Genomic DNA, 23439 nt, shown 5'->3' on the forward strand with positions numbered 1-23439 from the left:
CGGAAGAGCGCCACGACGCAGCAATCGTGCACGACTGCCGACGTAGACTGATGAAGTGACAGCGTACGTCTCGGCCTTCGACCTTTTCTCCGTCGGCATCGGCCCCTCGAGTTCGCACACCGTCGGCCCCCTCCGGGCAGCGCGCGCCTTCTCCGAGCGGCTTCTCGCCGACGGTCTCCTCCACCGCGTCAGCCAGGTCACCTGCACCTTGTACGGCTCCCTCGGCTCCACCGGCATCGGCCACGGGACCCCGGATGCCGTGCTGGCCGGCCTGGCGGGGCTCGAACCGGAGACCTGTCGTCCGGAAGACGTCCGCGGCGTCTGGGCGGGGCTCGGTCCGGGGTCGACCCTGCTGCTCGCCGGCCGCCGCGCCATCCCGATCAGCGGCGACGACATCTCCTTCGAACCGCGCACCCGCCTCCCCGGCCACCCGAACGCCCTCACCATCACGGCCTGGGGTTCCAGCGACGACGGTGCCGTGGATGCGCTCCCTCTGCTCGAAGAGACCTACTACTCGATCGGTGGCGGCTTCATCCGGCGCGACGGCGAGGAGGCGGACCTGGCCGCGCGCGCCGCGCATCCACTGCCGTACGACTCGGCGGAGGAACTGCTGCGGCTGTGCGCGACCCTGGACATCCCGATCTGCGAGGTGGCACGTCGCAACGAAGCGGCGATCCACGGCGAAGAGGCGACGCGCGAACGCCTCGACCTGATCTGGTCGGCGATGGCGGAGTGCGTGGCCAACGGCCTCGCCGGGGACGGCACACTGCCCGGCGGCCTCGGCGTCCGGCGCCGCGCAGCCGCGATGCGCGAGCACCTCGAGTGCGTCGGCGACGAACCGGGCCGCGACACGTCCATCGAGTGGCTGCACGCGTTCGCGCTCGCGGTCAACGAGGAGAACGCGTCCGGTGGCCGCGTGGTCACGGCGCCGACGAACGGGGCGGCGGGGATCGTGCCGGCGGTCGCCCACTACTACCTGCGGTTCGTGCCCGGGGCGTCGGCCGAAGGCATCCGGAAGTACCTGCTCACGGCGACGGCGATCGGCTCGCTGTTCAAGGCCAACGCCTCCATCTCCGGCGCGGAGGGCGGCTGCCAGGCGGAGGTCGGTTCGGCCTGCGCGATGGCGGCCGGTGCGCTCTGCGCGGTGCTCGGCGGCACCCCGCGCCAGGTCGAGAACGCGGCGGAGATCGCGATGGAGCACCACCTCGGCCTCACCTGCGACCCGGTGGGCGGCCTGGTGCAGATCCCGTGCATCGAACGCAATGCCATCGCGTCGTCGACGGCGGTGTCGGCCGCGCGCCTCGCCCTGCACGGCGACGGCTCGCACCTGGTCTCGCTGGACACGGTGATCGAGACGATGCGCCAGACCGGGCTCGACATGTCGACCAAGTACAAGGAGACGAGCGAGGGCGGTCTCGCGGTGAACGTCATCGAGTGCTGAGCGCGCCCGCCACATGACGGCGTGTGGATGCGCGTTACGCCGCATTGCGCAGACGGTGGGCGGATCGGAGGCCGCTGGTTAGCGTGGTGCCGTGACCCACGCATCCGACCCTGCTGCCACCACCGGCCCAGCCATCGACCTCGCAGCCGACACGTCCGCACACCCGCTCGGCGCGGCGCTGGCCGGACCGCTCGTGTCGACGCAGTGGCTCGCCGACCACCTGGGTTCGGACGGCCTGGTGATCCTCGACGCGACCGTCGTCGCATCCACTCGCCCGGACGGTTCGCCCACGTCCGTCAGCGGGCTCGACCAGTACCTGGTCGACGGCCACGTTCCCGGCGCCGTGTTCGCCGACCTGCTCGACGTGTTCAGCGACCCGGCCGGGCCGTACCCGTTCAGCCGCCCGACCCCATCCGGGTTCGAGGCGGCGGCGGAGTCGGTGGGGGTCGACGCCGACACCACCGTCGTCGTGTACGACGCGTCGGCCGGGCAGTGGGCGGCGCGGCTGTGGTGGCTGTTCCGGGCGTTCGGGCACGAGCGGGTGGCCGTGCTCGACGGCGGCGCGGTGAAGTGGAAGGCGGAGGAGCGGCCCGTCGAGCGCGGGCACGTCGAACCGCGCGCGGCGGCGGGCTTCCTCGCGGAGGAGCGGCCGGACGCCTGGGTGTCGAAGGCGGACATCGCCGCCGTGCTCGACGGCAGTGCGGACGCCTCGCTGGTCTGCGGCCTCCCGCCGAAGGAGTTCAGCGGCGAGGCCGGTGCGCGCAGCAGGCTCGGCCACATCCCCGGCAGCGTGAGCGCCCCGGCCGTGCGGCTCGTCTCCCGCGAGACCAACGCGTTCCTCCCCGCTGCCGCGCTGCGCGCGACGTTCGCGGACGTGCTCGCCACGGACAGCCGCATCGTCGCGTACTGCGCTGCGGGAATCGCGGCGGCCTCCGACGCGCTGGCGCTGGCCGTGCTCGGCCGGAACGACGTCGCCATCTACGACGCCTCGCTCAACGAGTGGGCGGCCGACCCGGATGCGCCCCTGGCCGTCGTGGACGCCGGACGCCCAACCTGAATCCCCGCTTCGGATTCGCCGAACGCCCGACGCACGACCGGTATGCGTGCATAAGCTCACATCATGAGCCTCGCTGACATCCCACTCACCACCATCGACGGAGGCACCACCTCCCTCGGCGCGTTCGACGGCCAGGTCGTCCTGATCGTGAACGTCGCATCCCGCTGCGGCCTCGCGCCCCAGTACGAAAAGCTGGAAGCGCTGCAGAAGACGTACGGCGACCGCGGTTTCACGGTCATCGGCTTCCCGAGCAACCAGTTCCTGCAGGAGCTGTCGTCGACGGACGCGATCAAGGAGTACTGCTCCACGACGTGGGGCGTCACGTTCCCGATGATGGAGAAGGTCAAGGTCAACGGCAAGTCGCAGCACCCGCTCTACGCCGAGCTGACCAAGACCCCGGATGCGGCGGGCAAGGCCGGCAAGGTCAAGTGGAACTTCGAGAAGTTCGTCGTCCTCCCGAACGGCGAGGTGCACCGCTTCCGTCCGACGGTCGAGCCGGACGACCCCGCGATCGTCGGCCTCATCGAGGGCGCGCTGGCGGAGGCCGCCTGACGGTTGCCCGCGGCTGCGGCGCGCGTCTCGGCCGCGCTGCGGTGCGTGTGAGCGGCGCGCGATCGGGTTGCGCCGCGATGCGTGTGAGCGGCGCGCATTCTGGTCGCGCCGCGATCACGCGCGCCGGAACCACCGCCCGGCGACACGCTCGGTGAGCCGCCACGGCCCGGTGTGCGCCAGGCTCTGGATGCGCTCCACCGCGTGTTCGGCCACCGGGATCGCGTCGTCGACGGTGTCGGCCGTGAACCGCACGGTCACCCTGGCTTCGCCGGCGACCACGTCGAGGCTGCTGGCCTCGACGACCGCGAGCTCGGCGACGGCAGCGGCGGCAGCGGGAACGACGGCGTCGGGACGGACGCCAGGAAGCAGGAGACCTACGGAGACGATGACACGGAACGACGGCACCATTCGAGAGTACGCGAGCGCCGCATCCCGATTTCGGGCGGATGAGGCGTACCCTGTCCTGGATCGGACACGCGTGATGGGGGCGCAATGATGCGAATGGACGGAACGACGAGCCTGAACGACGGACGACTGCGGGGGCAGGACCTGGATGCGCCGGAGCGCGGCGCCCACGGCCACGGTGCCTCCCGCCCTGCAGCCGGTGACCTCACCAGGGAGCAGATCGAGGAACTGACCGCTCTGCTTCTCGAGCGACGACGCGGTGACCAGGCGGAGGCGGAACGGCTCGCCGAATCACTCGGCATCGTGCTCTCGGCCCGATCCGACGCCACGGCCGACGACGAACACGACCCGGAAGGGCCGACGCTGTCGTCCGAGTGGAGCAGGCTGCAGGCGCTCCGCGGCGAGACCAGCGACGACATCCGGGCAGTGGATGCGGCACTCGACCGGATCAGGCAGGGAACGTACGGTGCATGCGCGCGCTGCGGCTCGCCGATCGGCGTCGATCGCCTGCGCGCCCGGCCCACCGCCGAGCTGTGCATCGGGTGCGCGCTGGTCGTCGACAGCTGAGTTGCGTGGCGCGCTGGCCTCGTAGCGCCTACCCTCCGTGCGCGCCTACGCGCGCCGCGCGGTAGACGGCTTCGGTGCGGGAGGAGGCTCCCACCTTTCTGAGGATGCTGGAGACGTGGACGCTCGCCGTCTTGGCGCTGATGTAGAGGCGTTCGCCGATCTGCTTGTTGCTGAGGCCCTGTTCGATGAGGGCGAGCACCTGGACTTCCCGGTCCGTCAGCACCGGCTCGGCACCGCGCGCCGTGACGTGGCGGGCGGGGGCGGCCGAGGCGATGAGCTGGTCGGCCGCGTCGACGAGCAGGCCGAAGCCGAGGTCGGCGGCGAGCTCACGTGCCTCGGCGGCGGACTGCTCCGTGGCGGCGCGGTCCCCGGAGACGGCATGCGCCTGGGCCCGGCGGAGGAGCGCGTACGGACGAAGGTGCGCTGGCGCGCCGTCGGCCAGCGCGGCCGCGGCGGCGCGCTCCCAGGCCTCGACGTGCTCGGCGGACGGGACACTACGCACGGCGGCCAACTCGGCCTCGACGAGCGGCGCCCACACGGGGTGGGTGGGCCAGGACGCGAGTTCCGCGAGGACGGAGAGCAGCGCGTGCGCGGCGTGCTCGGTGGGCAGGTCTGTGGTGGCGACACCTGTGCCGACCGACCCGGCCGCCGCGTCAGCCGCAGGTTCAGCGCTCACGACCGTCGCCCCACCCGCCGCGAGTTCGGAGAGCGCGCGGGCCGCGACCGCGAGCAGCGGCAGGTCGTAGGCCGGGATCGAGCGGCGCACGTCGGAGATGATGACGCTCGCGTCGCGCCAGGCGGTCGTCGCGTCGCCGCGCGCGATGGCGATCTCGGCGGCGACCCTGGCGAAGCCGAGGCGGGACTGCATTTCGATCTCGGCCTGGACGAGCATCCCTTTTCGCCAGCGGCGCAGGAGGTCTTCCGCCCGCTGGGTGTCGCCGCGCCAGAGGGTGAGCCACAGCTTCATCCGCTGCAAGTGCACCCGGAAACCGGGAGGGGGATCGAGTTCGAGGGCGGGGTCGAGCATGTTCTCGGCGAGGTCGAGTTTGCCGAGGGCGAGGAGGGGCTCGACCGTGTTGGAGGCGAGCATGACGCCGGACGTGCGTTCGACGCCGCGCAGCTTCGCCTGGGCGACCCCGGCCTGGGCGATGCGGACGGCCTCGTCGAAGCGGCCGAGCAGGTTCATCACGTCGGAGGCGTTCACCGCGTTGCGAAGGAGCGGGCCGCTCTCGCCGTCCGCGAGCACGCGGGCCGCGTCGAGGTCGGCGAGCCCGTCGTCGATGGAGCCGTGATTGACGAGCACCGTGCCCCGGATGGTGTGCGCCACCGAACGCCGGGCGCTGGCGTCGTCCGCCGCCTCCGCGATCGACAGCGTGGACGTCTGGATGGCCTCGTCGTAGCGCGCCTCGAGCATCAGCCGCCCGGCGACCTCGGCGAGCAGCTGGGCGCGCAGACCGTCGCCCGGGTCGTGCGGGGCGATGGCGAGCGCCTCCTGCAGTAGCTCGACCGATCCCGGCCTGCTGAGGTTGGCGAGGTATTGCGCTTTGTCGCGCAACAGCCGGGCGTGCCGGTCGGGGCTGAGCCCGTCGGTGTCGGAGAGCGCGACGTTCACCAGTGCGAGCGCGCGCTCGCTGTCGCCGGCATTGCGGAGCGCGGACGCCGTGCGCGACAGCAGTTCGGTGCGGCTGCGGCCGGCGAGCGCCTCGGCGTCGTCGACGCGATCCCACAGTTCGAGGGCCCTGTCGCCCGCCGCGGCCGCCGCCCGGTATGCGTAGGAGAGGCGCGACTCCTCCATCGCCTCCAGCGTGGCGATGAAGGCCCTGCGCAGGTCGTGCGCCGCCATCCAGTGGTAGGAGATCTGGCTGGCGGAGCCGCCCGCCTCCTCGATGGCGAGCGCGTAGCGCGTGTGGAAGCGCGTGCGCTCCCCCGGCAGCAGGTCGGCGTGGATCGCCTCACGGACGAGCGCGTGCCGGAACGAGTACTCGGTGGTGTCCGCCGCGAGGACGTGGGCGACGACCGCCTCGCGCGCCGCAGCATCCAACTGGTCGGCCGTGCCGTCGAACACGGCGGCGAGCAGGTCGTGCTCGACGCAGACGCCCGCCGCCGACAGCAGCCGGAGCAGCCCCTGCGCCGGTTCGCTGAGCCGTTCGTAGCGTGCGAGCAGCAGGTCGCGCAGCGTCTCAGGGAGGTCTTCTCCTGTGCCGAGGTGCTCGATGCCGATCAGCTCCTCGACGAAGAACGGCACGCCCTCGCTGAGCTGGTAGACGCGGTCGATGGTGGCGGAGTCTGCCGGGCAGCCGAGGATCTGCTCCGCCTGGGCCGTCACCTGCGCGCGGCTCAGTCGCGCCAGCTCCCAGCGTGTCGCCCGCCGGGTGCGGTCGAGCTCGGGCAGATAGGAGCGCAGCGGGTGGCCGCGCAGCACCTCGTCGCTGCGGTAGGTGAGGAGCAGCAGGAACCGCCCCCGCTCCATCATGCGGATGACGAACCGGACGAGTTCCAGCGTGGCGGTGTCTGCCCAGTGGATGTCTTCGATCGCGACGACGAGTGGATGCGCGGCCGAGACGTTCTCGAACAGCACGGTGACGAGCTCGTACAGCCGCTCCGCCCCGGTGCGCGCGGGGACGGAGTCGGCGGAGGCGAGCTCCGGCAGGAGGACGGAGAGCACGCCGGAACCCGGACCAGCGGCCGAGAGGACCGCGTCCAGCCCGATGGCGTCGACCAGCTGACGGAGGATGGCGGTGAACGGGGCGTACGGGGCGCCGTCGCTGCCGAGATCCACGCTGCGGCCGGCCAGGACGGTGGCCCCGGATGCGGCCTCCGACAGGAACTCGGAGACCAGCCGGGACTTGCCGATCCCCGCCTCGCCGCCGATGACGACCGCCCGCGGCTGGCCGTCGGCGACCGCGGCGAGCTCGTCGCGCAGCGCTTCGAGATCGGGCTCCCGCCCGATCAAGGAAGCGCTCGACGCCGGTGATCGCATGAATTGATCATGCCATCGACCACCGACACTCGGAGCGGGTGAGTCCTGGTCGATGGGGCGGTCGATCCGGGTCGGGGTGAGTGGGTCTCTCGCGGGGCTCACCGACCGGCGTGCTGCAGTTCGCGCTGGGTCGCGCGCTCCGCCGGAACGGCCGCGGTCGGTGCGCCCGGACTCGCCGGAACCGCTGCGGACGGAGCGTCCGGTAGCGCGGCGGACGGCGCATCCGGAGTTGCCGCGCTCGGCCCATCCGGAGCCGCCGGCGCCTCCCGAACCGAAGCACCGGCCGATGCCGCCTGCGCCGACGCATCCCGTCGCTGCGCCCGCTGCGCCCGCGCCGCGCGCCGCCGCGCCAGCCAGCCGCCGGCCGGCTCCTGCGCGTCGTCTGCGCGGATGACGCGCAGCAGTTCGAGTTCCCTGGTGGTGGCGGCCGTCTCCGACGCCCGCACCCTGTCGGCCACATATTCTTCTAGCAGCATTTTCGTCTTCCCCTGGTTGCTGTCGCTGTTTTCTGAGTGGTTCGACTCTCGTCTCTAAGGCAGGGGCCGGACATCGGGCAGATGCCCTATTTCGGTTCGGGATGGTTCTCGACACGGCTCCTGGCGGGGTGGATGCTGGGGTCATGGCAACCATCAACGAGCTCACGCCGCCGTATCGGGTCGGCTATTTCGTCGGCAGTCTCTCCGCGCATTCGATCAACAGGATGCTCGCGAACGCTCTTGTCTCCCTCGCCCCGGAGGATCTGGTGATGACCGAGATCCAGATCGGGGAACTTCCGCTCTACAACAGGGATTTCGACGGTCATTTCCCGCAGGTGGCGCTCGACTTCAAGGCGAGCATCGCCGCCCAGGATGCGCTGCTGTTCGTCACGCCCGAGTACAACAGGTCCATCCCTGGCGCGCTCAAGAACGCGATCGACTGGGCGAGCCGGCCGCACGGGGAGAACGTGATCGCGCGGAAGGCGACGGCCGTGATCGGAGCCTCCCCCGGCGCGATCGGGACCGCGGTCGCACAGCAGCAACTGCGCAGCGTCCTCGGGTTCCTGCAGGCGCCGCAGATGAACGCGCCGGAGGCGTACATCCAGATGCGTCCGGGGCTGATCACCGAGGACGGCTCCGTCACCGACCCGGGAACCGAGGCCTTCCTGAAGAGCTACCTCGACGCGTTCTTCGAGTTCATCGAGCGCGTGCTCACCGTGGTGCCGAAGGCGCGCTGACCCTCCGCCGCGGCGGACGGATGTTGTCTCCCGCCGCAGGCGACAGCCGCACGGCCTCGACGACCGATCCGAGCGCGAGGACCGCGATCAGCACGAAGGCGATCCGGTATGCGCCCGCGGGCTCCTGCAGGCCGGTCCACGCGGCCAGCGGCTCGCCGAAGCGCAGCGCCACAGCACCGACGGCGACCCCGAGCCCGGCGGCGATCTGCTGAACGGTCGACGCCAGCGTGTTCGCCGCCGTCATCTCCTCCGCAGGCACGTCGGCGAACGCGATGGTGTTGTACGCGGTGAACCCGGTGGAACGGGTCATGCCGCTGAACACGAGCAGCACGACGACGAACGCGATCGGCGTGAAAGGCGCGATGAACGCGGCGAGGACCATGCTCAGCACCGCGCCGGCCGTCGAGGCGACGAGCACGCGCCGGAACCCCCAGCGGACGAGCAGCGGCGTGGTGGCCGGTTTGATGACCAGGTTGCCGACGAACAGCGTCAGCACGATCGCACCCGCCTGCACGGGCGACCAGCCGAGCGCATCCTGGAAGAACAGCGGCAACAGGAACGGCACGGCCGAGATGGTCAGCCGGAAGAGCGATCCTCCCGCGTGCGTGACCCGGAACGTCTCGATCCGGAACGCCCGCAGGTCGAGCAGTGGATGCGCCGCCCGCAGCAGATGCAGGATCGCCCACCCCGTCAGTACCGCCCCGGCAACGCCCGCGGCGATCGTCGCAGCGGCGGGCGCGGCAGGATCGGAGAGCAGCGCGCCGAACACGACCACCGCGCCGACGCCGGTGAAGGTGAGCGCGAACCCCAGCCAGTCGAGCGGCACCCGCTGCCGGTCGAGCTCGCGCGGCGTCAGCCGGAGCGCTGCCACGAAGGCGACAGCGCCCAGCGGGACGTTGAGCAGGAAGATCCAGTGCCAGCTGGCGTACGTGACGAGCAGGCCGCCGACCAGCGGCGCGACGATCGGGGCGGCGAGCGCCGGCCAGGTCAGCCACGCGATGGCCCGCACCAGGTCTTTCTTCTCCGTCACCCGCAGGACCGCGAGGCGTCCGACCGGCACCATCATCGCGCCGCCCGCGCCCTGCAGCACCCGCATCGCGGTGAGCTGCACCAGGTCGGTGCTCGCCGCGCACAGCACCGACGCGACGGTGAACACGGCGATGGCCCCGGTGAAGACGACGCGCGCCCCCAACCGCTGCGTCAGCCATCCCGAGATCGGGATGAGCACGGCGAGCGTCACGAGGTATGCGGTGATCGCGACGCCGACGGTCGCCGAGTCGACGCCGTACGCACGGCCGATGGTGGGGGCGGCGGTCGCCAGGATCGTGCCGTCGAGGTTCTCCATGAAGAACGTTCCGGCGACGAGCAGGGTGAGCGCCAGCTGGCGGCGGTCGTTCACGGTGCGGTGCTGGTGCTGGTGCTGGTGCTGGTGCCGGGCACGGCCGCGCGTTGAACCGGAGATTCCGCGCGCCACGCCGCCGCGTTCTCCGCTCGAACGGAGAACGCGGCGGATGCCGGCCGTATCTCCGCTCGAGCGGATGGGCGCGTGGCTGGGCGCGTGGCGGTGCGGGCCGGGCGGGCTGGGGTCACCGGCCGCCCTCGTGCCTGCGGTGGCGCTGGGCGATGGCGGGGGCGCCGTACGGGTAGTCGTCGGTGCGGGGAGCGCTCGCGTCGGTGAGGGCGGAGCGCTGCTCGTCGGTGAGGGTGAGGTCGGCGGCGGCGAGGTTGTCGGTGAGCTGGTCGACCGTGCGCGCTCCGAGGATGACCGAGGTGACGGCCGGGCGGTCGGCGAGCCAGGCCAGGGCGACCTGCGACGAGGATGCGCCGGTCTCCGCTGCAACGGCCGCGACGGCGTCGATGACCTGCCAGGTGCGGTCGTCGGCGTTCCGCTTGTCCCACGCCTCCATGCCGCGCTTGGGATCTTCGCCGAGGCGGGTGGCTCCGGTGGGGGTCTGGTCGCGCGTGTACTTGCCGCTCAGCCAGCCGCCGGCGAGCGGCGACCACGGCAGGAGGCCGATGCGCGCATCCAGAGCTGCCGGGACGACCTCGTGCTCGATGCCGCGCACCAGCAGGTTGTACTGGGGCTGCAGGGTGACCGGCGCCGCCCAGCCGTTGGCGCGCGCGAGCTGCGCGGCCTTGGTCAGCTGCCAGCCGAGGTAGTTGGAGAAACCGTAGTAGGAGATCTTGCCGTCGCGCACCGCCTGGTCGAGGAAGCCGAGGGTCTCTTCGAGCGGGGTGAGCGCATCCCAGGCGTGCATCTGGTAGAGGTCGATGTGGTCGACGCCGAGGCGGGACAGGGACGCGTCGAGCGCCGCCCGGAGGTGGGTGCGGGACAGGCCGACGTCGTTCGGGCCCTCTCCCATCGGGAAGCGGCCCTTGGTGGCGATGACCACCTCGCCGCGCCGGCCGGGGTTCTGCGCCAGCCAGCGTCCGATGATGGTCTCCGAGGTGCCTGCACTGTAGACGTCCGCCGTGTCGATGAAGTTGCCGCCGCCCTCCAGATAGGTGTCGATGATGAGGTGCGAGGTCTGCTCGTCGGCCTCCGCCCCGAAGGTCATGGTGCCGAGTGCGTATTCCGACACGATCGTGCCGCTGTTTCCGAGAGTGCGAAGTTCCATGCTCCGACGCTATTCCTGTGCTGCACGATTGCGAACCGTTTGCCGTCGAATGGTGGAAAAGTGGCCGGGAGCGTGGTCTGTGGAGGGATCGCCGCCGCCGTGCCACGCTGGAGCCATGCCCGACGCGCCGCTCCGCCTCCTGCTGGTCTCCGACACCCACGTCCCCGCGCGTGCCAAGGCGCTCCCGCCCCAGCTGCTCGCGGCGATCGATGACGCGGACGTCGTCGTGCACGCCGGAGACTGGGTGGATGCGGCGACCCTCGACCTCCTGGAGGCGCGCTCGCGGCGACTGATCGCCGTCCACGGCAACAACGACCACGGCGTACTCCGGGAGCGCCTGCCCGAGATCGCGACGGCGGAACTCGGCGGGCTGCGGTTCGCGGTGATCCACGAGACCGGACAGGCGACAGGGCGCGAGCTGCGCTGCGAGCAGGCCTTCCCCGACACGGATGTGCTGGTGTTCGGGCACAGCCACATCCCGTGGGACACGACGGCGCCGAACGGTCTGCGGCTGCTCAACCCCGGCTCCCCGACCGACCGCAGGCGGCAGCCGGTGGGCACGTACCTGACCGCGACGGTCGCGGACGGGGTGCTCGGCGAGGTGCGCCTGGTGCCGGTCGAGCGCTGATCACTCCACCGGAACCAGGAACCCGTCCACCACCAGCGCACGCACCGCGGGCACCAGCTCCGCGAACAGTGCCCCCTCGTCCACCTCGAGCAGCTGCGCGAGGGCCGCGACGATCGCCGCGACGCTGAGCTCGCCGTCGCACGCTCCGACGAGGGCGATCAGACCGGTGTCCCCCTGCACGGTCCTGCCGAACCCGCCGCCCTGGCGCAGGAGCATCGCGGTGGGGGCGTCGTCGCCCGGCCAGAAGTGCCGTTCCTCCGTCACGTCGCCGGCGACCGCGTAGCGATGCGAGGCGAACGCCGCGTCGTCGAGGGCGGCCTGCCAGTCGTGGGCCGCCAGGCTGTCGCCGAGATGCACGCCGAGCCCCGCCTCGTTGGAGCCGAGCGCCCCGTGCCTGCGCTCGAGCCTCCTCAGCGTCGGCTCTCCCGTGATCGGGCGGCGCAGCAGCACGTAGCCGAAGCCGACCGAGCGCACGTCCCTGCGCTCGAAGTCGTCCAGCCAGGCGGACATCAGCCGGTCGAAGGCGTCGGTGCCCTGCCGGGTGCCGCCGTCCCGGATCCAGGTCTCCGCGTAGCGGGCGGCGTCCTCCACGTCGCGCTCGACCACCCACGCGTCAACGGGAACAGTGGATGCGTCGAGCCACCCCTCGACTCGGGCGAACCCGTCCCCTGCGCCCTCGCCCACGCCATCGCCCTCGCCCACGCCATCGCCCTCGCCCGCGCCGTCCCCGCGGTACTCCCAGTTCGCCAGCAGCTGCGCCACCCCGCCGGGCGCCAGATACTCCCCCGCCGTGCTGATCACCGCCTGCACCAGCGCGTCGCCCACCATCCCGCCGTCGCGGTATTCGTACTCCGGCACCCCGTCGGCGCGCGGCGTGATCACGAACGGCGGGTTCGACACGATGTGGTCGAAGGTCTCCCCCTCCACCGGCTCGAACAGGCTGCCGAGCCGGAACTCGACGCCCTCGATCCCGTTCAATTCGACGTTCAGGGCGGCGAGGTCGATGGCGCGCTGCGAGATGTCGGTGGCGACGACGTGATTGGCGTGGCGGGAGGCGTGCATGGCCTGGATACCGCATCCGGTGCCGAGGTCGAGCACCCGGTCGACCGGGTTCTGCAGCATCAGCCCGCTGAGGGTCGTGGATGCTCCGCCGACGCCGAGCACGTGGTCGACGGGCAGCGCGTGGCCGAGGGAGAGCTCGCCGAGGTCGGAGACGATCCACCAGTCCGCCGGGCCGTGCGCATCCACGAAGCTGTACGGCCGCAGGTCGACGGCAGCGAAGAACCGGTCGCCTCCCGTCGAGGAGCTCAGCCCGAGCGCGACGGCGCCGTCGACGCCCAGCGCGGGGAACGCCTCCGCCAAGTCGTTGCCGGTGGCCGGACGGCCGAGCAGGAACACCGCGGCGAGCGTCGCCAACGGGGTCGGGCCCGTTGAGCCGGCGCGGGCGTCCAGTGCCCGCAGAGCCGGGATGCGCTGCCCGCGGTGCAACGCGTCGGCGGCCTCCGCACCCCACAGCGCTGTGACGCGCGCCACGGTGAAGTCGGCGGCGGCGAGGTCGGAGCGGAGGGCGGCGATGAGGGATGCGGTCACCGGACTATTCAAACGCATCCGGTGCCGGCGCTCCCACGCGGGCGGGCTGCGGAGCAGAATGGGCACATGGTCCGCAAGAGAGCGATCGTGACAGGTTCCGTGCAGGGTGTCGGCTTCCGGTGGAGCGCCAGGGAGACCGCGCACCGGCTGGGCGTCACCGGGTTCGCCCGCAACCGGGCGGACGGCAGCGTCGAGGTGGAGGTCGAGGGCGACCAGGAACCGGTCGACAGGATGCTCGACTGGCTCCGCACGGGCCCGCCGGGCTCGGAGGTGGCGGACGTGGCGGTCAGCGACGCAGCACCGGCCGGGGACGACGCGTTCCGCATCCGGGAGACCAGGTAGGCACACAGCGCAGTTGGGACACAGCGCACCTAGGGCCACAGCGCAGGGAGGGTCACAATAGGACCATGACCCGTGCGACGCTCCTGACCATCACCACTCCCACCGGCACCCCGGACCCCGGGGACGCCGGCTTCGTTCTCGCCGACTTCGCTGCCCCGCAGGTGCGCGTCACCGACCTGAGCGTCACCCGCGGAGATGGTGTCTTCGAGACCGTCGCCGTGATCGGCGGCCACCCGCAGGCGCTCGAACCGCACCTCGCCCGGCTGGCGCACTCCGCCGACCTTCTCGACCTGCCCGTCCCGGCGGCCGACGTGTGGCGCGCGGCCGTGCAGGCCGGCGTCGCCGACTACCTGCAGCGCAACGGCGGAGACGCCGAGCTGTTCGCGAAGCTGATCTACACGCGCGGCGTCGAAGGGGCAGGCGTCCCCAGCGGCTGGGTGTTCGTGGACGAAGGGGAGGACTTCTCCGCGCCGCGCCAGGGCATCCGGGTCGTCACGCTCGACCGCGGCTACCGGCACGACGTCGCCGAGACCTCTCCGTGGCTGCTGCAGGGCGCGAAGACCCTCTCCTATGCGGTGAACCGCGCCGCCCAGCGCGAGGCGGTTCGGCGCGGGGCGGACGATGTGATCTTCCTCAGCTCGGACGGGTTCGCCCTCGAAGGGCCGACGTCCAACGTGATCCTGCGCTCCGGCACCACGATCAGGACGCCGCAGACCGACCAGGGCATCCTCGCCGGCACCACACAGGCCAGCGTCTTCGAGTTCTTCGCCGCCCGCGGCTACGACACCGTCTACGAGGAGATCACCGCCGACGAGCTGACCGGCGCAGACGCGCTCTGGCTCGTGTCCAGCGTGCGCCAGGCCGCGCCGATCACGGCGTTGGACGGGCGCGAATTCCCGGTCGACGCCGCCCTCACCGCCGACCTCAACGCGTTCCTGCTCTCCCGCACCAGCTGACCGGGGCTCGCGGGCATCCGGATGCGCGAGCATCCGGATGCGCGGGGTGGCGCGGTTTCGTCAGCTGCGGCCGTCGGCGTTTAGGCTGTACGCACTGTGCGCGACGGCGCGTGCGGACGGACGAGCGCGGAGGGGAGGGACGACGTGGCGGAACACGTGCCGACGAGTATCGAGGTGCTGCGGCAGCAAGCCCGCGACGAGCTTGCGGCGATCATCGAGCACCGCTGCCGGGCGGGCGAGGACCCGTGGCAGTTCATCCCCGATCTGCCGAGCGTCGACCAGCAGGTCGTCATCGGCCTGCGCGCCAGCGCCGTCGACGCGTTCGACCTGGCCGACGAGCAGTCCCGTGCCCACCATCCCGCCGCGGGCCGGGCGATGTTCGCGCGCTTCGAGTACGACGTGCTGCGCAGGATCGCGCTGACCCACCCCGAGCTGAGCGCCGCCGTGTGGGAGCTGCTGGACAGGCTCGAACGCGCGTAGCGCCGGTCGGCAGGATCAGCCCAGCGCCTCCGCCGTCGTCACCGGCAGGTCGCAGACGAAGTCGTGGCACAGGTACGCCGCCGCCTCTCCCCCGATGGATGCGCGTCCCGCGTACAGCTCGAACCCCTCGGCCGCGAACGCCGCGGCACCCGCATCGTCCGCCGCCGCGGTGAGCGCCGCACCCCTGCGCCGCACGGCGGCGAGCAGGTCGCGGCCCCGCGCATCCATCAGCGTCGGCCGGATGCGGTCGAAGCCCTCCGCGCCGGGCGTCACCAGCACCAGCTGCTCGGGTTCCTCCGCGAGCCGCGACATCAGTTCCAGCGCAGCGCCGAACGCGCTCGGCGTTCCGACCGCCTGGGCGGCGACCACGCGCATTCCCTCGCGGGCCGCTCGCTCGTAGCGGCGCTCCCCCGAGAGCAGGAACAGGGTGTGCGCAGCGGACGCCGCCGACGTGAGGCCGGACGGGTACGCGCCCTCCGACGGGTCGACGCGCACGCCCATCCCGCTGCTCTGCAGCACGGGATCGCCTCCGCCCGGGGTCTCGAACGGGCACTCGGCGTTTCCGGCCGCGTCGATGCACAGGTCGATCAGGTCGCGTGCTGCCGCGGCGTAGCGCGCGTCGCCGGAGGCGAGCGCGAGGTCGAGCAGCCCTGAGGCGAACGCTCCGTAGTCTTCGAGGGTGGCCGCCGCCTCGGACACGCGCTCGCCGAGGGAGGCGCGCACGAGCAGGCCGTCCGCACTGCGGTGGCGGTCGAGCAGGTCGTCGGCCGCCTGCCGTGCCGCCGCCAGCCAGGCCGGACGGTCCAGGATGAACGCGGCCCGGGAGAGTGCGCCGATCGCGAATCCGTTCCAGCCGGTGAGCACCTTGGCGTCGACAGGTGGCGGCTCCAGACGTGCCCGTTCCGCGGCGGGCAGCCGGTAGTACGCGCCCTCGACGCGGGCGCCGTCGATCGTGCTCTCCGAGTCCTGTGCGGACGCGAACCCGCCCTCCGGCCTCCGCAGCACGCCGAGCAGGAACGCGGTGATCCCGTCCGCGGCGCGCTCCGCCCACGGCTCCCCCGCCTGCTGCCAGGCGTCCGCGTAGCAGCGCAGCAGCAGCGCGTTGTCGTAGAGCATCCGCTCGTAGTGCGGCTCGCTCCAGTCGCGGCGGGTCGCGTAGCGGAAAAAGCCGCCGTCGACGGGGTCGCGCAGCGGCGAGTCGGCCATCAGGCGCAGTGTGCGCGCGCCGAGCTCCCTCCCGCTGCCCCTGGCGAGCAGGAAGCCGAGCACGGGTGCGACGGGGAACTTCGGCGCCGACCCGAATCCGCCGTACCGCTCGTCCTCCGCCGCGGCGAGCGCCGTCACCGCCGCGTCCAGTGCGCGGGCGTCCGGCAGCTCGGAGACGGCGGTGGCAGCAGTGGATGCGGCTTCGAGCGCCGCGACGACGGCCGCGGCGTTGCTCTCCACCTCGCCCCTCCGCTCCGTCCACGCATCCCACACCGCGTCGAGCACCTGACGGAACGACGCCCGCCCGTCGACGGCCACCGGAGGGAAGTACGTCCCGGCGAAGAAGGCGCGCCCATCCGGTGTGGCGAACACGGTCAGCGGCCAGCCGAGGTTGCCGGTGAACGCGCTGGCGGCGGAGAGATAGCCGGCATCGACCTCCGGATGCTCCTCCCTGTCCACCTTGACGGCCACGAACCGCGCGTTCAGGCTCTCGGCGAGCGCGGGGTCGCTGAAGCTCTCCCTGGCCATCACGTGGCACCAGTGGCAGGTGGCGTAGCCGATCGAGATGAGCACGGGCACATCCCGCCGCCGCGCTTCCTCGAACGCCTCAGCACCCCAGGGGAACCAGTCGACGGGGTTGTCCGCGTGGGCGCGAAGGTACGGGCTGATCGCGTCAGCGAGCCGGTTCGCCATGCCGCCCACCCTAGTCCCGTGGCGGAGGCCTCGTCCCGTGGCGGAGTCTCAGGCCGAAAAGCCCTGGGCGCGCTCTCGGCCTGCGTCTGCGACGTGCAGGTTGGCTGGACGGGGCAGCCCGAGGTGGTCGCGGAGGGTGCTGCCCTCGTACTCGGTGCGGGCGATCCCGCGGCGTTGCAGCTCCGGCACGACCAGCGCGGTGAACGCATCGAACTGAGCCGGGAGGAACGGCGGGAGGATGTTGAAGCCGTCGACGGCGCCCGAGCTGAACCACTCCTCCAGCTGGTCCGCGACCTCGCTGCCCGACCCGACGACCGCGGCGGCGGGCACGGCGTGCGCGGCGAGCAGCCTCCTGTATGTCACGGGATGCTCGCCGCCGATCCGCCTGCCGGTGCGGGTCTGCACCGCTTCCAGCAGCCGCTGGCCGCCCTCGGAGAATCGCCGCGCGACCCGCAGCGGCACCTCGGCGTCGAGCTCCGGGGTGCCGAGGGGCACGCCCACGATGCCGGAGAGCGCCCTGATCGTGCGATTCCCCGGGAAGTCCACGGATTGGATGCCCGCCGCCTGCGCAGCACGGTCACCGGCGAGCGGCACCAGCCCGAGCAGCGTGTCGTAGACCGTCTGCGCCTCCTCCGTCGTGCCGGCGACGACAGGGAGGATCGGCGTGACGATGCGGGGGCCGCCGTCCGTGCGTCCGGCTGCTGCTGCGCGCGTGCTCGTCTCCGCGCGAACGCTCTGCGCGTCGGCGATCGACGCGACGGCCACGATCGAGACGTCGGCGAGCTCGCCGGCCAGGCGCCGCGCCCGGGCGGAGCCGCCCGCGTGCACGATCGGCAGGTGGCCCTGCACCGGCCGCGGCGCGGTCAGCGGTCCGGCCACCCTGACGTGCGCTCCGAGGGCGTCCGTCCTGTGCAGCCTCTCGGGGTCGATCAGCTGGCCGGATGCTCTGTCGCGCAGGAACGCGTCGTCCTCCCAGCTGTCCCAGAGCATCCGGAGCGCCCGCACGTACTCGTCGGCCTCGTCGTAGCGCGGTTCGGCGCCGCCGAGCGGGTCCCTGCCGTGGTTGGCCGCAGCGCGCGGGTCCGCCCCGGTGACCAGGTTGATCCCGGCCCGTCCTCCGCTCAGCCGGTCGATGGATGCGGTCTGCCGCGCCAGGGTGAACAGGTCGTAGTACCCGGTGTTGGCCGTGGCGATCAGGCCGATGCGCCGGGTGACGCCGGCCAGGTAGGAGATGGCGCTCAGCGGGTCCATCCTGGCCAGCAGGTCGGGATCGCGGAACTCGAGGTCCGGGCCGGTGGCGAGCCACTCGCCGAAGAAGAGGTAGTCGAACTTCGCCGCCTCCGCCGCACGCGCCGTCCTGCGCAGCACGGCGGGGTCGCGGAGCGGGTCGTTGTGGGCGCCCGGGTATCGCCAGCCGGACGGGAAGGCGCCGAGCGCACGGAACACCGCGCCGAGGATGAGCTGCCTGGTCACGGGCGACGCTCCGTTCCCCGCCGTATCGCTCCCCCGGCCGCCGCCATCAGCGTCCCAGGTACTTGGCGATCGACTCGGCCTCCGCCACGTTGCTGCGGATCAGCGGGATCGCCCGGGCGACGGCGAGGTCGATGCGCTCGTGCAGGTCGAGGCTGCTCACGGCGCCGTTGGTGAAGTCGGAGTCGTTCGCGTAGATGCCGATGGGCAGCGTGAGCGCCTGGAAGAAGCCGAACAGGGGCCGGAACTGGTGCTCGATGATGAGTGCGTGGCGGTCGGAGCCTCCGGTCGCCGCGATCAGCACGGGGGTGTCGACGAGCGCATACTGGCCGACGAAGTCGAACAGGTGCTTGAACAGCCCGGTGAACGACGCCCGGTACACGGGACTCGCGACGACGAGCAGGTCGGCGGACTCGATGCGCTGCAGTTCGGCCTCGACCGACGCGGGCAGCTCGTCGCGGCGGAGCGCCCCGGCGAAGTCGGGGCCGATCTCGTTCACGGCGATGAGGTGCGCGTCGATCGGCAGCTCGCGCCCGAACGACGCGAGGATCTCCTTGACGAGCGCCGTGGTCTTCGACGGCGTGTGCAGGCTGCCGGACACCGCGACGACGCGCAGCGGCCGGGCGGACGGGTTCGACGGGATGGGCGAGAGCTGAGACATGCCTGCGACGCTAAGCCCGTGCATCCCGGAATACCAGGCTGGGCGTCACGCGGCGTAAACCTGGAGCGCAACACGGCGTCATCTCCCGCCGAGGCTTCTCCGATTCAGAACCGGCGCAGGTGAATTCATAAGCGATGGCGGTTGGAACTGCTGAACGCCAGGGATTACCGTAGAAGAATGGTTGCAAACGCAAATATCCCCACCCTGGAACTCAACAACGGCACCGTGATCCCGCAGCTCGGCTTCGGCGTCTTCCGCGTCGACCCGGCCGAGACCACGCGCATCGTCACCGACGCGCTCGAGGTCGGATACCGCCACATCGACACCGCCGCGATCTACGGCAACGAGACCGGCGTCGGCGACGCCATCGCCTCCTCCGGCATCGCCCGCGACGACCTGTTCGTCACCACCAAGCTGTGGAACGACCGCCAGACCGACGCGCAGGCCGCCTTCGACGAGTCGCTCGAGAAGCTGGGCCTCGACTACGTGGACCTGTACCTCATCCACTGGCCCACCCCGGAGAAGGACACCTTCGTCGAGGCGTGGAAGTCGCTGGAGACCATCTACGCCAGCGGCCGCGCGAAGGCGATCGGCGTCTCCAACTTCCTCGTGCCGCACCTGGAGAAGCTGCTCGCGAACACGGACATCGTCCCCGCCGTGAACCAGATCGAGTTGCACCCGGCGCACCAGCAGCCGGAGGTGACCGCGTTCGCCCGCGAGCACGGCATCCAGATCGAGGCCTGGGGCCCGCTCGGCCAGGGCAAGTACCCGCTCTTCGACGCCCCGGAGGTGTCCGGCCCGGCCGCCGCCCACGGCAAGACGCCCGCCCAGGTCGTCATCCGCTGGCACCTGCAGACCGGCAACATCGTCTTCCCCAAGTCCAACCGCCGCGAGCGCATGGCCGAGAACTTCGACGTGTTCGACTTCGAGCTGACCGCCGACGAGGTCGCCGCGATCACCTCCATGGAGCGCGAGGGCCGCGTCAGCGCGCACCCCAACGAGGTCAACTAGCACCAGCAGCACCACCCCTCCCTGCGGAGCCCGTAGGCTCGCCGTGTGCGCATTGTGACGATCACCGGGAAGATCATCTACATCATCGGCGGCTACGGGCTCCTGCTGGTGCTGAACGTGTTCATCTTCCAGAGGCTCGTCAACCCCACGATCGACGTGCTGATCGTCGCGATCCTCAACGTGGCGTACGTCACCATCGGCGTGCGCACCTTCCGCGGCATCGAAGAGAACCGCGAAGACCCGCGGGTGTGGTGGCGCGCGACCGCCCGCCCGGCCGCCGGTTTCTGGATCGGCGGCGGGCTGGCCGTCGCCGCGGGCATCGCCCTGCTGGGCGCGCTCGCCTCCAAGCCCGCTGACGCGTTCGTGCCCACCGTCGCGTGCGTGGTCTACGCGGCGCTCTCCGCCTTCTACCTGCACTCCTCCTACCGGCTGCGCACCCTCGACACGGCGCCCTGACGACCGGCCGGATGCGCACCCGTGCCTGGGGTCCGCGTGCGCTAGCGTCGTCAGCATGACGACGCGCGAGCAGGTCGACCACCTGGCCGAGGCACTCCTGGCCGGCAACGCGGAGCGGTTCGCCACGATGCGCGACCGGATGTTCACCCTGATCGACGCCGCGACCGCCGATGGGCATCCCCAGTCCACCGAGCCCGTCGCCATCGCCTCCCCCGAGCGCGACGACGTGCTGTGCGTGTTCGCCTGCACCTGCATCGGCGCGAGCGAAGGGCAGCCGATCACCCTCATCGCCACCAAGCTCAGCGCCGTCGCACGCGACGACGAGAGCACGGCGCCGACCGACGCGGAGGCGCTCGCGTTCTCCCTGGCGCTGCTCGGAGACGCCTGGTTCTCCCAGTCGCTGCGGGATGCGGCGGAAGTGGCGGACGCCGATCGCCCGACGAAGGGCGTCCGGCTCTACCTCTCCGGCGACTTCCAGCCCGGCGTGCCCGAGGTCTTCAGCGACTCCGTCGTGCCGACCGTGTCGACCCTCGGCTAGGCGCCCTCCTCCTCGAACCGCGCCACCAGCTCCCGCTTCAGCACCTTCCCGCTCGGGCCGAGCGGCAGCGCATCCAGGATCACCACCCTCCGCGGGAACTTGTACGCGGCGATGTGCTCCTGCGCGAACGCCACCAGGTCGTCGCCGTCCGCGCTCATCCCCGGCATCACCGTGACCACCGCCATCACCTCCTGGCCGTGCGTCTCGTGGCTGACGCCGAACACGGCAGCCATCGCAACGGCCGGATGCGTCGACAGCACCTCCTCGACCTCGCGCGGGTACACGTTGTAGCCGTTGCGCACGATCATGTCCTTCTTGCGGTCGACGATGGTGATGTAGTCGTCGTCGCTCTTCGTGCCGAGGTCACCCGTGCGGAACCAGCCGTCGACGACCGCCTCCGCGTTCGCCTCCGGGAGGTTGAGGTAGCCCTTCATCAGGTTGTGCCCGCGCACCACGATCTCGCCGAGCTCTCCGCGCGGCAGCAACTCGATCCTGCCGTCGACCTCCGCGTCGGCGATCTCCACATCCACGCCCCAGATCGGCGTGCCGACGGTGCCCACCCTGGTGGGCTTCCCTCGATGGTTGAAGGACGCGACCGGCGAGGTCTCCGTGAGCCCGTACCCCTCGTGCACGTCGATGCCGTACACCTCTTTCATGCGCTCGATCACGGCGACCGGGATGGCGGCGCCCCCGCTCATCCCGTAACGCAGCGGCGGCCGCTCCTCGTTGGTCTTGGCCGCTTCGAGCAGAGCGATGTACATGGTTGGCACGCCGGTCATGATCGTGCAGGCGTTGGCGTTCAGCAGGGAGAGGGCGGTCGCGCCGTCGAACTTCGGCACGAGCACGATCGCTGCGCCCGCCCGGAAGCCGATGTTCATCACGCAGGTCTGCCCGAACGTGTGGAACAACGGCAGGCAGCCCAGGATGCGGTCGTCCTGCCCGATGTCGAGCGTCCCGGCCAGCAGCACGTTCACCTGCTCGACCAGCGAGAAGTGACAGCCCTCCGCCCCCTTCGGCTTGCCGGTGGTGCCGCTCGTGTACAGGATGGTGGCCGTGTCGAGCGGGTCGCGGGGCACGTACGTGTCGATGGGCTGCGCATCCCGTGCCTCGTCTTCGAGCCTGGCGAACGGCAGAGCGCCGACGGACTCGTCCGGCACGAGCACGGACAGCGTCTCCACCCCGGCGAGCGCTGCGCCCTTCGCGCCCTCGCCGAGCAGCGGTGCGGCGCAGATCAGCAGCTTCGCCCCGCTGTCGCCCAGCACGTATGCGATCTCCTCCGCCTTCAGCAGCGCGTGGACGGGCACGACGATCGCGCCGAGCGCGAGCACCGCGTAGTACGAGCGGGGAAAGTCCGGGACGTTGGGAAGCAGCAGGGCGACCGCGTCCCCCTCCCCGACGCCGCGGGCGCGGAGGGCTCCCGCGTACCGGCGGGTCTGCTCCCAGAGGTCCCCGTATGCGATCTGCTGATCTCCGAAGATCAGCGCGACGTTGTCGGGCATCCGGTGGGCCGTCTCTGCGAGGATGCTCGCGACCGACATCGTGGCGAAACCGTGACTCATGCGTGTGCTCCCTGTCTCCATTGACAAAAGAACCCGTTCGGGTTGTTACGAAACCTACTCCCGCAACCCGGATGCGCGCGTCAGGGCGCGAGAAGAGCGCGGAGCGCCGCCGTGTAGTCCTCGAAAGCGCGTCGGCCGGTCCGCGACAGCCGCAGGTAGGTGACGGGCGTGCGGCCACGGTGGGTCTTCTCGACCTCGAGGTAGCCGGCGTCCTCCAGTTTGCGCAGGTGCGTGGAGAGGTTGCCCGCCGTCAGGTCGAGGAGTTCCTGCAGCCGGGGGAAGGCCATGCTGTCCCCCGGCGGCATCGTCGCGAGCGTCGCCGTGATCTTGAGCCGCACGGCCGGGTGGATGACCGGGTCGAGTTCGTCCACCCGCGTCACTTCCGCACGCGGGCGACGGTGACGATCGCCCCGGCCAGGAAGGCTCCCCCGCCGACGATCGCCATCACCAGCAGGTTCCACGGCACTCCGGCGAACGGAGCCGCCCCGCCGAGAGCGAGCAGCACGACGCCGATCACGAGCTGCGTCCTGTCCTGCCAGATCGCGGCGCCGCCGAGGTAGAGCGCCCCGCACATCAGCGCGTATGCGCTCGGGAAGTACAGGGAGGAGAGGTCGCCCGACATCCCGTTGGCGACGAGGCCGATGCCGAGGGCCGCGAAGGCGATGGCGCAGGCCGTCCAGGAGACGCCGTAGACGATGCCGGAGAACGTGGACGGTCCGCGCATCCCGCGACCGATGCGGGAGCCGATGACCGCCGAGGCGACGATCGAGCCGACGATGAGCACGGCGAAGACGATGCCGGCGAGGGGTCCGGGGATGGTGCCGGTGAGGGGTCCGGTCGCGAGCCACAGCAGGAGGTAGCCGATCAGCCAGGCGAAACCCCACACTGCGTACAGCCAGACCACGGGACGTTCGAAGTCGCGGTCGACGCGACGCTGCTGGCCGTCGATGATATCGAGCCTGCTGCGCGGGTCGTCGGACTTCTCATGCTGAGATCGTGTGTCCATATCCACTTTG

Annotated in this window: 24 protein-coding genes; 12 read left to right on the forward strand and 12 right to left on the reverse strand. The window is 71.5% G+C overall.

Annotated features, from left to right (window positions below; translation table 11 throughout):
- Nucleotides 1-55: 55 nt before the first annotated feature.
- The 3 genes from ACN6M5_RS07240 (at nucleotide 56) to ACN6M5_RS07250 (ending at nucleotide 3050) form a co-directional block, all read left to right on the forward strand.
- Nucleotides 56-1441 carry an L-serine ammonia-lyase gene (locus ACN6M5_RS07240; RefSeq protein ID WP_434949051.1) on the forward strand — a complete coding sequence of 462 codons (1386 nt, stop codon included), beginning with the start codon at nucleotides 56-58 and terminating at the stop codon, nucleotides 1439-1441.
- 91 nt (nucleotides 1442-1532) lie between these two features.
- Entirely contained in the window at nucleotides 1533-2498 is a 966-nt protein-coding gene (locus ACN6M5_RS07245) for a sulfurtransferase (RefSeq protein ID WP_434949052.1), read from the forward strand.
- Between the two features lie 63 nt (nucleotides 2499-2561).
- Entirely contained in the window at nucleotides 2562-3050 is a 489-nt protein-coding gene (locus ACN6M5_RS07250) for a glutathione peroxidase (protein ID WP_085369759.1), read from the forward strand.
- A gap of 114 nt (nucleotides 3051-3164) precedes the next feature.
- Here the strand turns inward: ACN6M5_RS07250 and ACN6M5_RS07255 are convergent, their stop codons facing one another.
- The gene (locus ACN6M5_RS07255; RefSeq protein ID WP_373270194.1) at nucleotides 3165-3458 is read right to left on the reverse strand and encodes a hypothetical protein; all 294 of its coding nucleotides are present in this window, start codon (nucleotides 3456-3458) and stop codon (nucleotides 3165-3167) included.
- Nucleotides 3459-3551: 93 nt separating this feature from the next.
- On the opposite strand from ACN6M5_RS07255, the gene ACN6M5_RS07260 reads away from it, so the two are divergent.
- Nucleotides 3552-4022 (forward strand): TraR/DksA family transcriptional regulator, encoded by a 471-nt coding sequence (locus ACN6M5_RS07260; protein ID WP_085369760.1) that lies wholly within the window; start codon nucleotides 3552-3554, stop codon nucleotides 4020-4022.
- A 28-nt stretch (nucleotides 4023-4050) separates the two neighbouring features.
- On the opposite strand, the gene ACN6M5_RS07265 is transcribed toward ACN6M5_RS07260, so the two are convergent.
- The gene (locus ACN6M5_RS07265; RefSeq protein ID WP_434949053.1) at nucleotides 4051-7002 is read right to left on the reverse strand and encodes a helix-turn-helix transcriptional regulator; all 2952 of its coding nucleotides are present in this window, start codon (nucleotides 7000-7002) and stop codon (nucleotides 4051-4053) included.
- A 98-nt stretch (nucleotides 7003-7100) separates the two neighbouring features.
- Nucleotides 7101-7478, reverse strand: a complete 378-nt coding sequence (locus ACN6M5_RS07270) for a hypothetical protein (protein WP_434949054.1) — start codon at nucleotides 7476-7478, stop codon at nucleotides 7101-7103.
- Between the two features lie 143 nt (nucleotides 7479-7621).
- Here ACN6M5_RS07270 and ACN6M5_RS07275 point away from each other — a divergent pair, with 143 nt between their 5' ends.
- Complete coding sequence (locus ACN6M5_RS07275; protein ID WP_434949055.1) at nucleotides 7622-8215, forward strand: NADPH-dependent FMN reductase; 594 nt, start codon at nucleotides 7622-7624, stop codon at nucleotides 8213-8215.
- On the opposite strand, the gene ACN6M5_RS07280 is transcribed toward ACN6M5_RS07275, so the two are convergent.
- Both ACN6M5_RS07280 and ACN6M5_RS07285 read right to left on the reverse strand, forming a co-directional pair.
- On the reverse strand, nucleotides 8190-9689 hold the full coding sequence (locus tag ACN6M5_RS07280; RefSeq protein ID WP_434949056.1) for an MFS transporter: 1500 nt from the start codon (nucleotides 9687-9689) through the stop codon (nucleotides 8190-8192). The two genes, ACN6M5_RS07275 and ACN6M5_RS07280, sit on opposite strands and share 26 nt — an antisense overlap.
- Nucleotides 9690-9801: 112 nt before the next feature.
- Nucleotides 9802-10833 (reverse strand): aldo/keto reductase, encoded by a 1032-nt coding sequence (locus ACN6M5_RS07285; protein ID WP_434949058.1) that lies wholly within the window; start codon nucleotides 10831-10833, stop codon nucleotides 9802-9804.
- A 115-nt stretch (nucleotides 10834-10948) separates the two neighbouring features.
- Here ACN6M5_RS07285 and ACN6M5_RS07290 point away from each other — a divergent pair, with 115 nt between their 5' ends.
- On the forward strand, nucleotides 10949-11461 hold the full coding sequence (locus tag ACN6M5_RS07290) for a metallophosphoesterase family protein (RefSeq protein ID WP_434949059.1): 513 nt from the start codon (nucleotides 10949-10951) through the stop codon (nucleotides 11459-11461).
- Here ACN6M5_RS07290 and ACN6M5_RS07295 read toward each other — a convergent pair whose 3' ends face one another.
- Nucleotides 11462-13069, reverse strand: coding sequence for a DUF7059 domain-containing protein (locus ACN6M5_RS07295; RefSeq protein ID WP_434949061.1), 1608 nt, complete (start codon nucleotides 13067-13069; stop codon nucleotides 11462-11464).
- A gap of 48 nt (nucleotides 13070-13117) precedes the next feature.
- Between ACN6M5_RS07295 and ACN6M5_RS07300 the strand changes: the two genes are divergently transcribed.
- The 3 genes from ACN6M5_RS07300 to ACN6M5_RS07310 all read left to right on the forward strand — a co-directional run bounded on the left by ACN6M5_RS07300 (nucleotide 13118) and on the right by ACN6M5_RS07310 (nucleotide 14829).
- Nucleotides 13118-13393 (forward strand): acylphosphatase, encoded by a 276-nt coding sequence (locus tag ACN6M5_RS07300; protein WP_085369767.1) that lies wholly within the window; start codon nucleotides 13118-13120, stop codon nucleotides 13391-13393.
- A 65-nt stretch (nucleotides 13394-13458) separates the two neighbouring features.
- Nucleotides 13459-14349 carry an aminodeoxychorismate lyase gene (locus tag ACN6M5_RS07305; protein ID WP_434949062.1) on the forward strand — a complete coding sequence of 297 codons (891 nt, stop codon included), beginning with the start codon at nucleotides 13459-13461 and terminating at the stop codon, nucleotides 14347-14349.
- Between the two features lie 144 nt (nucleotides 14350-14493).
- Complete coding sequence (locus ACN6M5_RS07310; protein ID WP_085369769.1) at nucleotides 14494-14829, forward strand: hypothetical protein; 336 nt, start codon at nucleotides 14494-14496, stop codon at nucleotides 14827-14829.
- Between the two features lie 15 nt (nucleotides 14830-14844).
- On the opposite strand, the gene ACN6M5_RS07315 is transcribed toward ACN6M5_RS07310, so the two are convergent.
- From ACN6M5_RS07315 to msuE, 3 genes are read right to left on the reverse strand one after another with little or no spacing between them, the layout of a single operon-like run.
- Nucleotides 14845-16728 carry a thioredoxin domain-containing protein gene (locus tag ACN6M5_RS07315; RefSeq protein ID WP_434949063.1) on the reverse strand — a complete coding sequence of 628 codons (1884 nt, stop codon included), beginning with the start codon at nucleotides 16726-16728 and terminating at the stop codon, nucleotides 14845-14847.
- Nucleotides 16729-16776: 48 nt separating this feature from the next.
- Complete coding sequence (locus ACN6M5_RS07320; protein WP_434949064.1) at nucleotides 16777-18201, reverse strand: NtaA/DmoA family FMN-dependent monooxygenase; 1425 nt, start codon at nucleotides 18199-18201, stop codon at nucleotides 16777-16779.
- Nucleotides 18202-18247: 46 nt separating this feature from the next.
- The gene (gene msuE, locus ACN6M5_RS07325; RefSeq protein ID WP_085369772.1) at nucleotides 18248-18859 is read right to left on the reverse strand and encodes an FMN reductase; all 612 of its coding nucleotides are present in this window, start codon (nucleotides 18857-18859) and stop codon (nucleotides 18248-18250) included.
- Nucleotides 18860-19036: 177 nt separating this feature from the next.
- On the opposite strand from msuE, the gene ACN6M5_RS07330 reads away from it, so the two are divergent.
- Genes ACN6M5_RS07330 through ACN6M5_RS07340 form a run of 3 tightly spaced genes read left to right on the forward strand, consistent with a single transcriptional unit; the run spans nucleotide 19037 to nucleotide 20864 of the window.
- Nucleotides 19037-19870, forward strand: a complete 834-nt coding sequence (locus ACN6M5_RS07330; RefSeq protein ID WP_434949065.1) for an aldo/keto reductase — start codon at nucleotides 19037-19039, stop codon at nucleotides 19868-19870.
- A 45-nt stretch (nucleotides 19871-19915) separates the two neighbouring features.
- Nucleotides 19916-20326 carry a hypothetical protein gene (locus ACN6M5_RS07335; RefSeq protein WP_085369774.1) on the forward strand — a complete coding sequence of 137 codons (411 nt, stop codon included), beginning with the start codon at nucleotides 19916-19918 and terminating at the stop codon, nucleotides 20324-20326.
- Nucleotides 20327-20381: 55 nt separating this feature from the next.
- Nucleotides 20382-20864: a hypothetical protein gene (locus ACN6M5_RS07340; RefSeq protein ID WP_434949067.1), complete on the forward strand. Its 483-nt coding sequence runs from the start codon at nucleotides 20382-20384 to the stop codon at nucleotides 20862-20864.
- Here ACN6M5_RS07340 and ACN6M5_RS07345 read toward each other — a convergent pair.
- From ACN6M5_RS07345 to ACN6M5_RS07355, 3 genes are all read right to left on the reverse strand, one after another.
- Nucleotides 20861-22423, reverse strand: coding sequence for a long-chain-fatty-acid--CoA ligase (locus ACN6M5_RS07345; RefSeq protein ID WP_434949069.1), 1563 nt, complete (start codon nucleotides 22421-22423; stop codon nucleotides 20861-20863). The two genes, ACN6M5_RS07340 and ACN6M5_RS07345, sit on opposite strands and share 4 nt — an antisense overlap.
- 80 nt (nucleotides 22424-22503) lie before the next feature.
- Nucleotides 22504-22794 (reverse strand): winged helix-turn-helix domain-containing protein, encoded by a 291-nt coding sequence (locus ACN6M5_RS07350; RefSeq protein WP_434949071.1) that lies wholly within the window; start codon nucleotides 22792-22794, stop codon nucleotides 22504-22506.
- Between the two features lie 5 nt (nucleotides 22795-22799).
- Nucleotides 22800-23429 carry a hypothetical protein gene (locus ACN6M5_RS07355; RefSeq protein ID WP_434949072.1) on the reverse strand — a complete coding sequence of 210 codons (630 nt, stop codon included), beginning with the start codon at nucleotides 23427-23429 and terminating at the stop codon, nucleotides 22800-22802.
- Nucleotides 23430-23439: the final 10 nt, after the last annotated feature.

Source organism: Leifsonia araucanica, from assembly GCF_051161895.1.
GTDB lineage: Bacteria > Actinomycetota > Actinomycetes > Actinomycetales > Microbacteriaceae > Leifsonia.

Bases quoted from the DNA above. Each gene is read 5' to 3' on its own strand.
- ACN6M5_RS07340 (WP_434949067.1), top strand. From the start codon at position 20,382: ATGACGACGCGCGAGCAGGTCGACCACCTGGCCGAGGCACTCCTGGCC.
- ACN6M5_RS07255 (WP_373270194.1), bottom strand. From the start codon at position 3,458: ATGGTGCCGTCGTTCCGTGTCATCGTCTCCGTAGGTCTCCTGCTTCCT.
- ACN6M5_RS07355 (WP_434949072.1), bottom strand. From the start codon at position 23,429: ATGGACACACGATCTCAGCATGAGAAGTCCGACGACCCGCGCAGCAGG.
- ACN6M5_RS07305 (WP_434949062.1), top strand. From the start codon at position 13,459: ATGACCCGTGCGACGCTCCTGACCATCACCACTCCCACCGGCACCCCG.
- ACN6M5_RS07345 (WP_434949069.1), bottom strand. From the start codon at position 22,423: ATGAGTCACGGTTTCGCCACGATGTCGGTCGCGAGCATCCTCGCAGAG.
- ACN6M5_RS07270 (WP_434949054.1), bottom strand. From the start codon at position 7,478: ATGCTGCTAGAAGAATATGTGGCCGACAGGGTGCGGGCGTCGGAGACG.
- ACN6M5_RS07275 (WP_434949055.1), top strand. From the start codon at position 7,622: ATGGCAACCATCAACGAGCTCACGCCGCCGTATCGGGTCGGCTATTTC.
- ACN6M5_RS07330 (WP_434949065.1), top strand. From the start codon at position 19,037: ATGGTTGCAAACGCAAATATCCCCACCCTGGAACTCAACAACGGCACC.
- ACN6M5_RS07250 (WP_085369759.1), top strand. From the start codon at position 2,562: ATGAGCCTCGCTGACATCCCACTCACCACCATCGACGGAGGCACCACC.
- ACN6M5_RS07260 (WP_085369760.1), top strand. From the start codon at position 3,552: ATGGACGGAACGACGAGCCTGAACGACGGACGACTGCGGGGGCAGGAC.
- ACN6M5_RS07315 (WP_434949063.1), bottom strand. From the start codon at position 16,728: ATGGCGAACCGGCTCGCTGACGCGATCAGCCCGTACCTTCGCGCCCAC.
- msuE (WP_085369772.1), bottom strand. From the start codon at position 18,859: ATGTCTCAGCTCTCGCCCATCCCGTCGAACCCGTCCGCCCGGCCGCTG.
- ACN6M5_RS07300 (WP_085369767.1), top strand. From the start codon at position 13,118: ATGGTCCGCAAGAGAGCGATCGTGACAGGTTCCGTGCAGGGTGTCGGC.
- ACN6M5_RS07265 (WP_434949053.1), bottom strand. From the start codon at position 7,002: ATGCGATCACCGGCGTCGAGCGCTTCCTTGATCGGGCGGGAGCCCGAT.
- ACN6M5_RS07290 (WP_434949059.1), top strand. From the start codon at position 10,949: ATGCCCGACGCGCCGCTCCGCCTCCTGCTGGTCTCCGACACCCACGTC.
- ACN6M5_RS07295 (WP_434949061.1), bottom strand. From the start codon at position 13,069: ATGCGTTTGAATAGTCCGGTGACCGCATCCCTCATCGCCGCCCTCCGC.
- ACN6M5_RS07285 (WP_434949058.1), bottom strand. From the start codon at position 10,833: ATGGAACTTCGCACTCTCGGAAACAGCGGCACGATCGTGTCGGAATAC.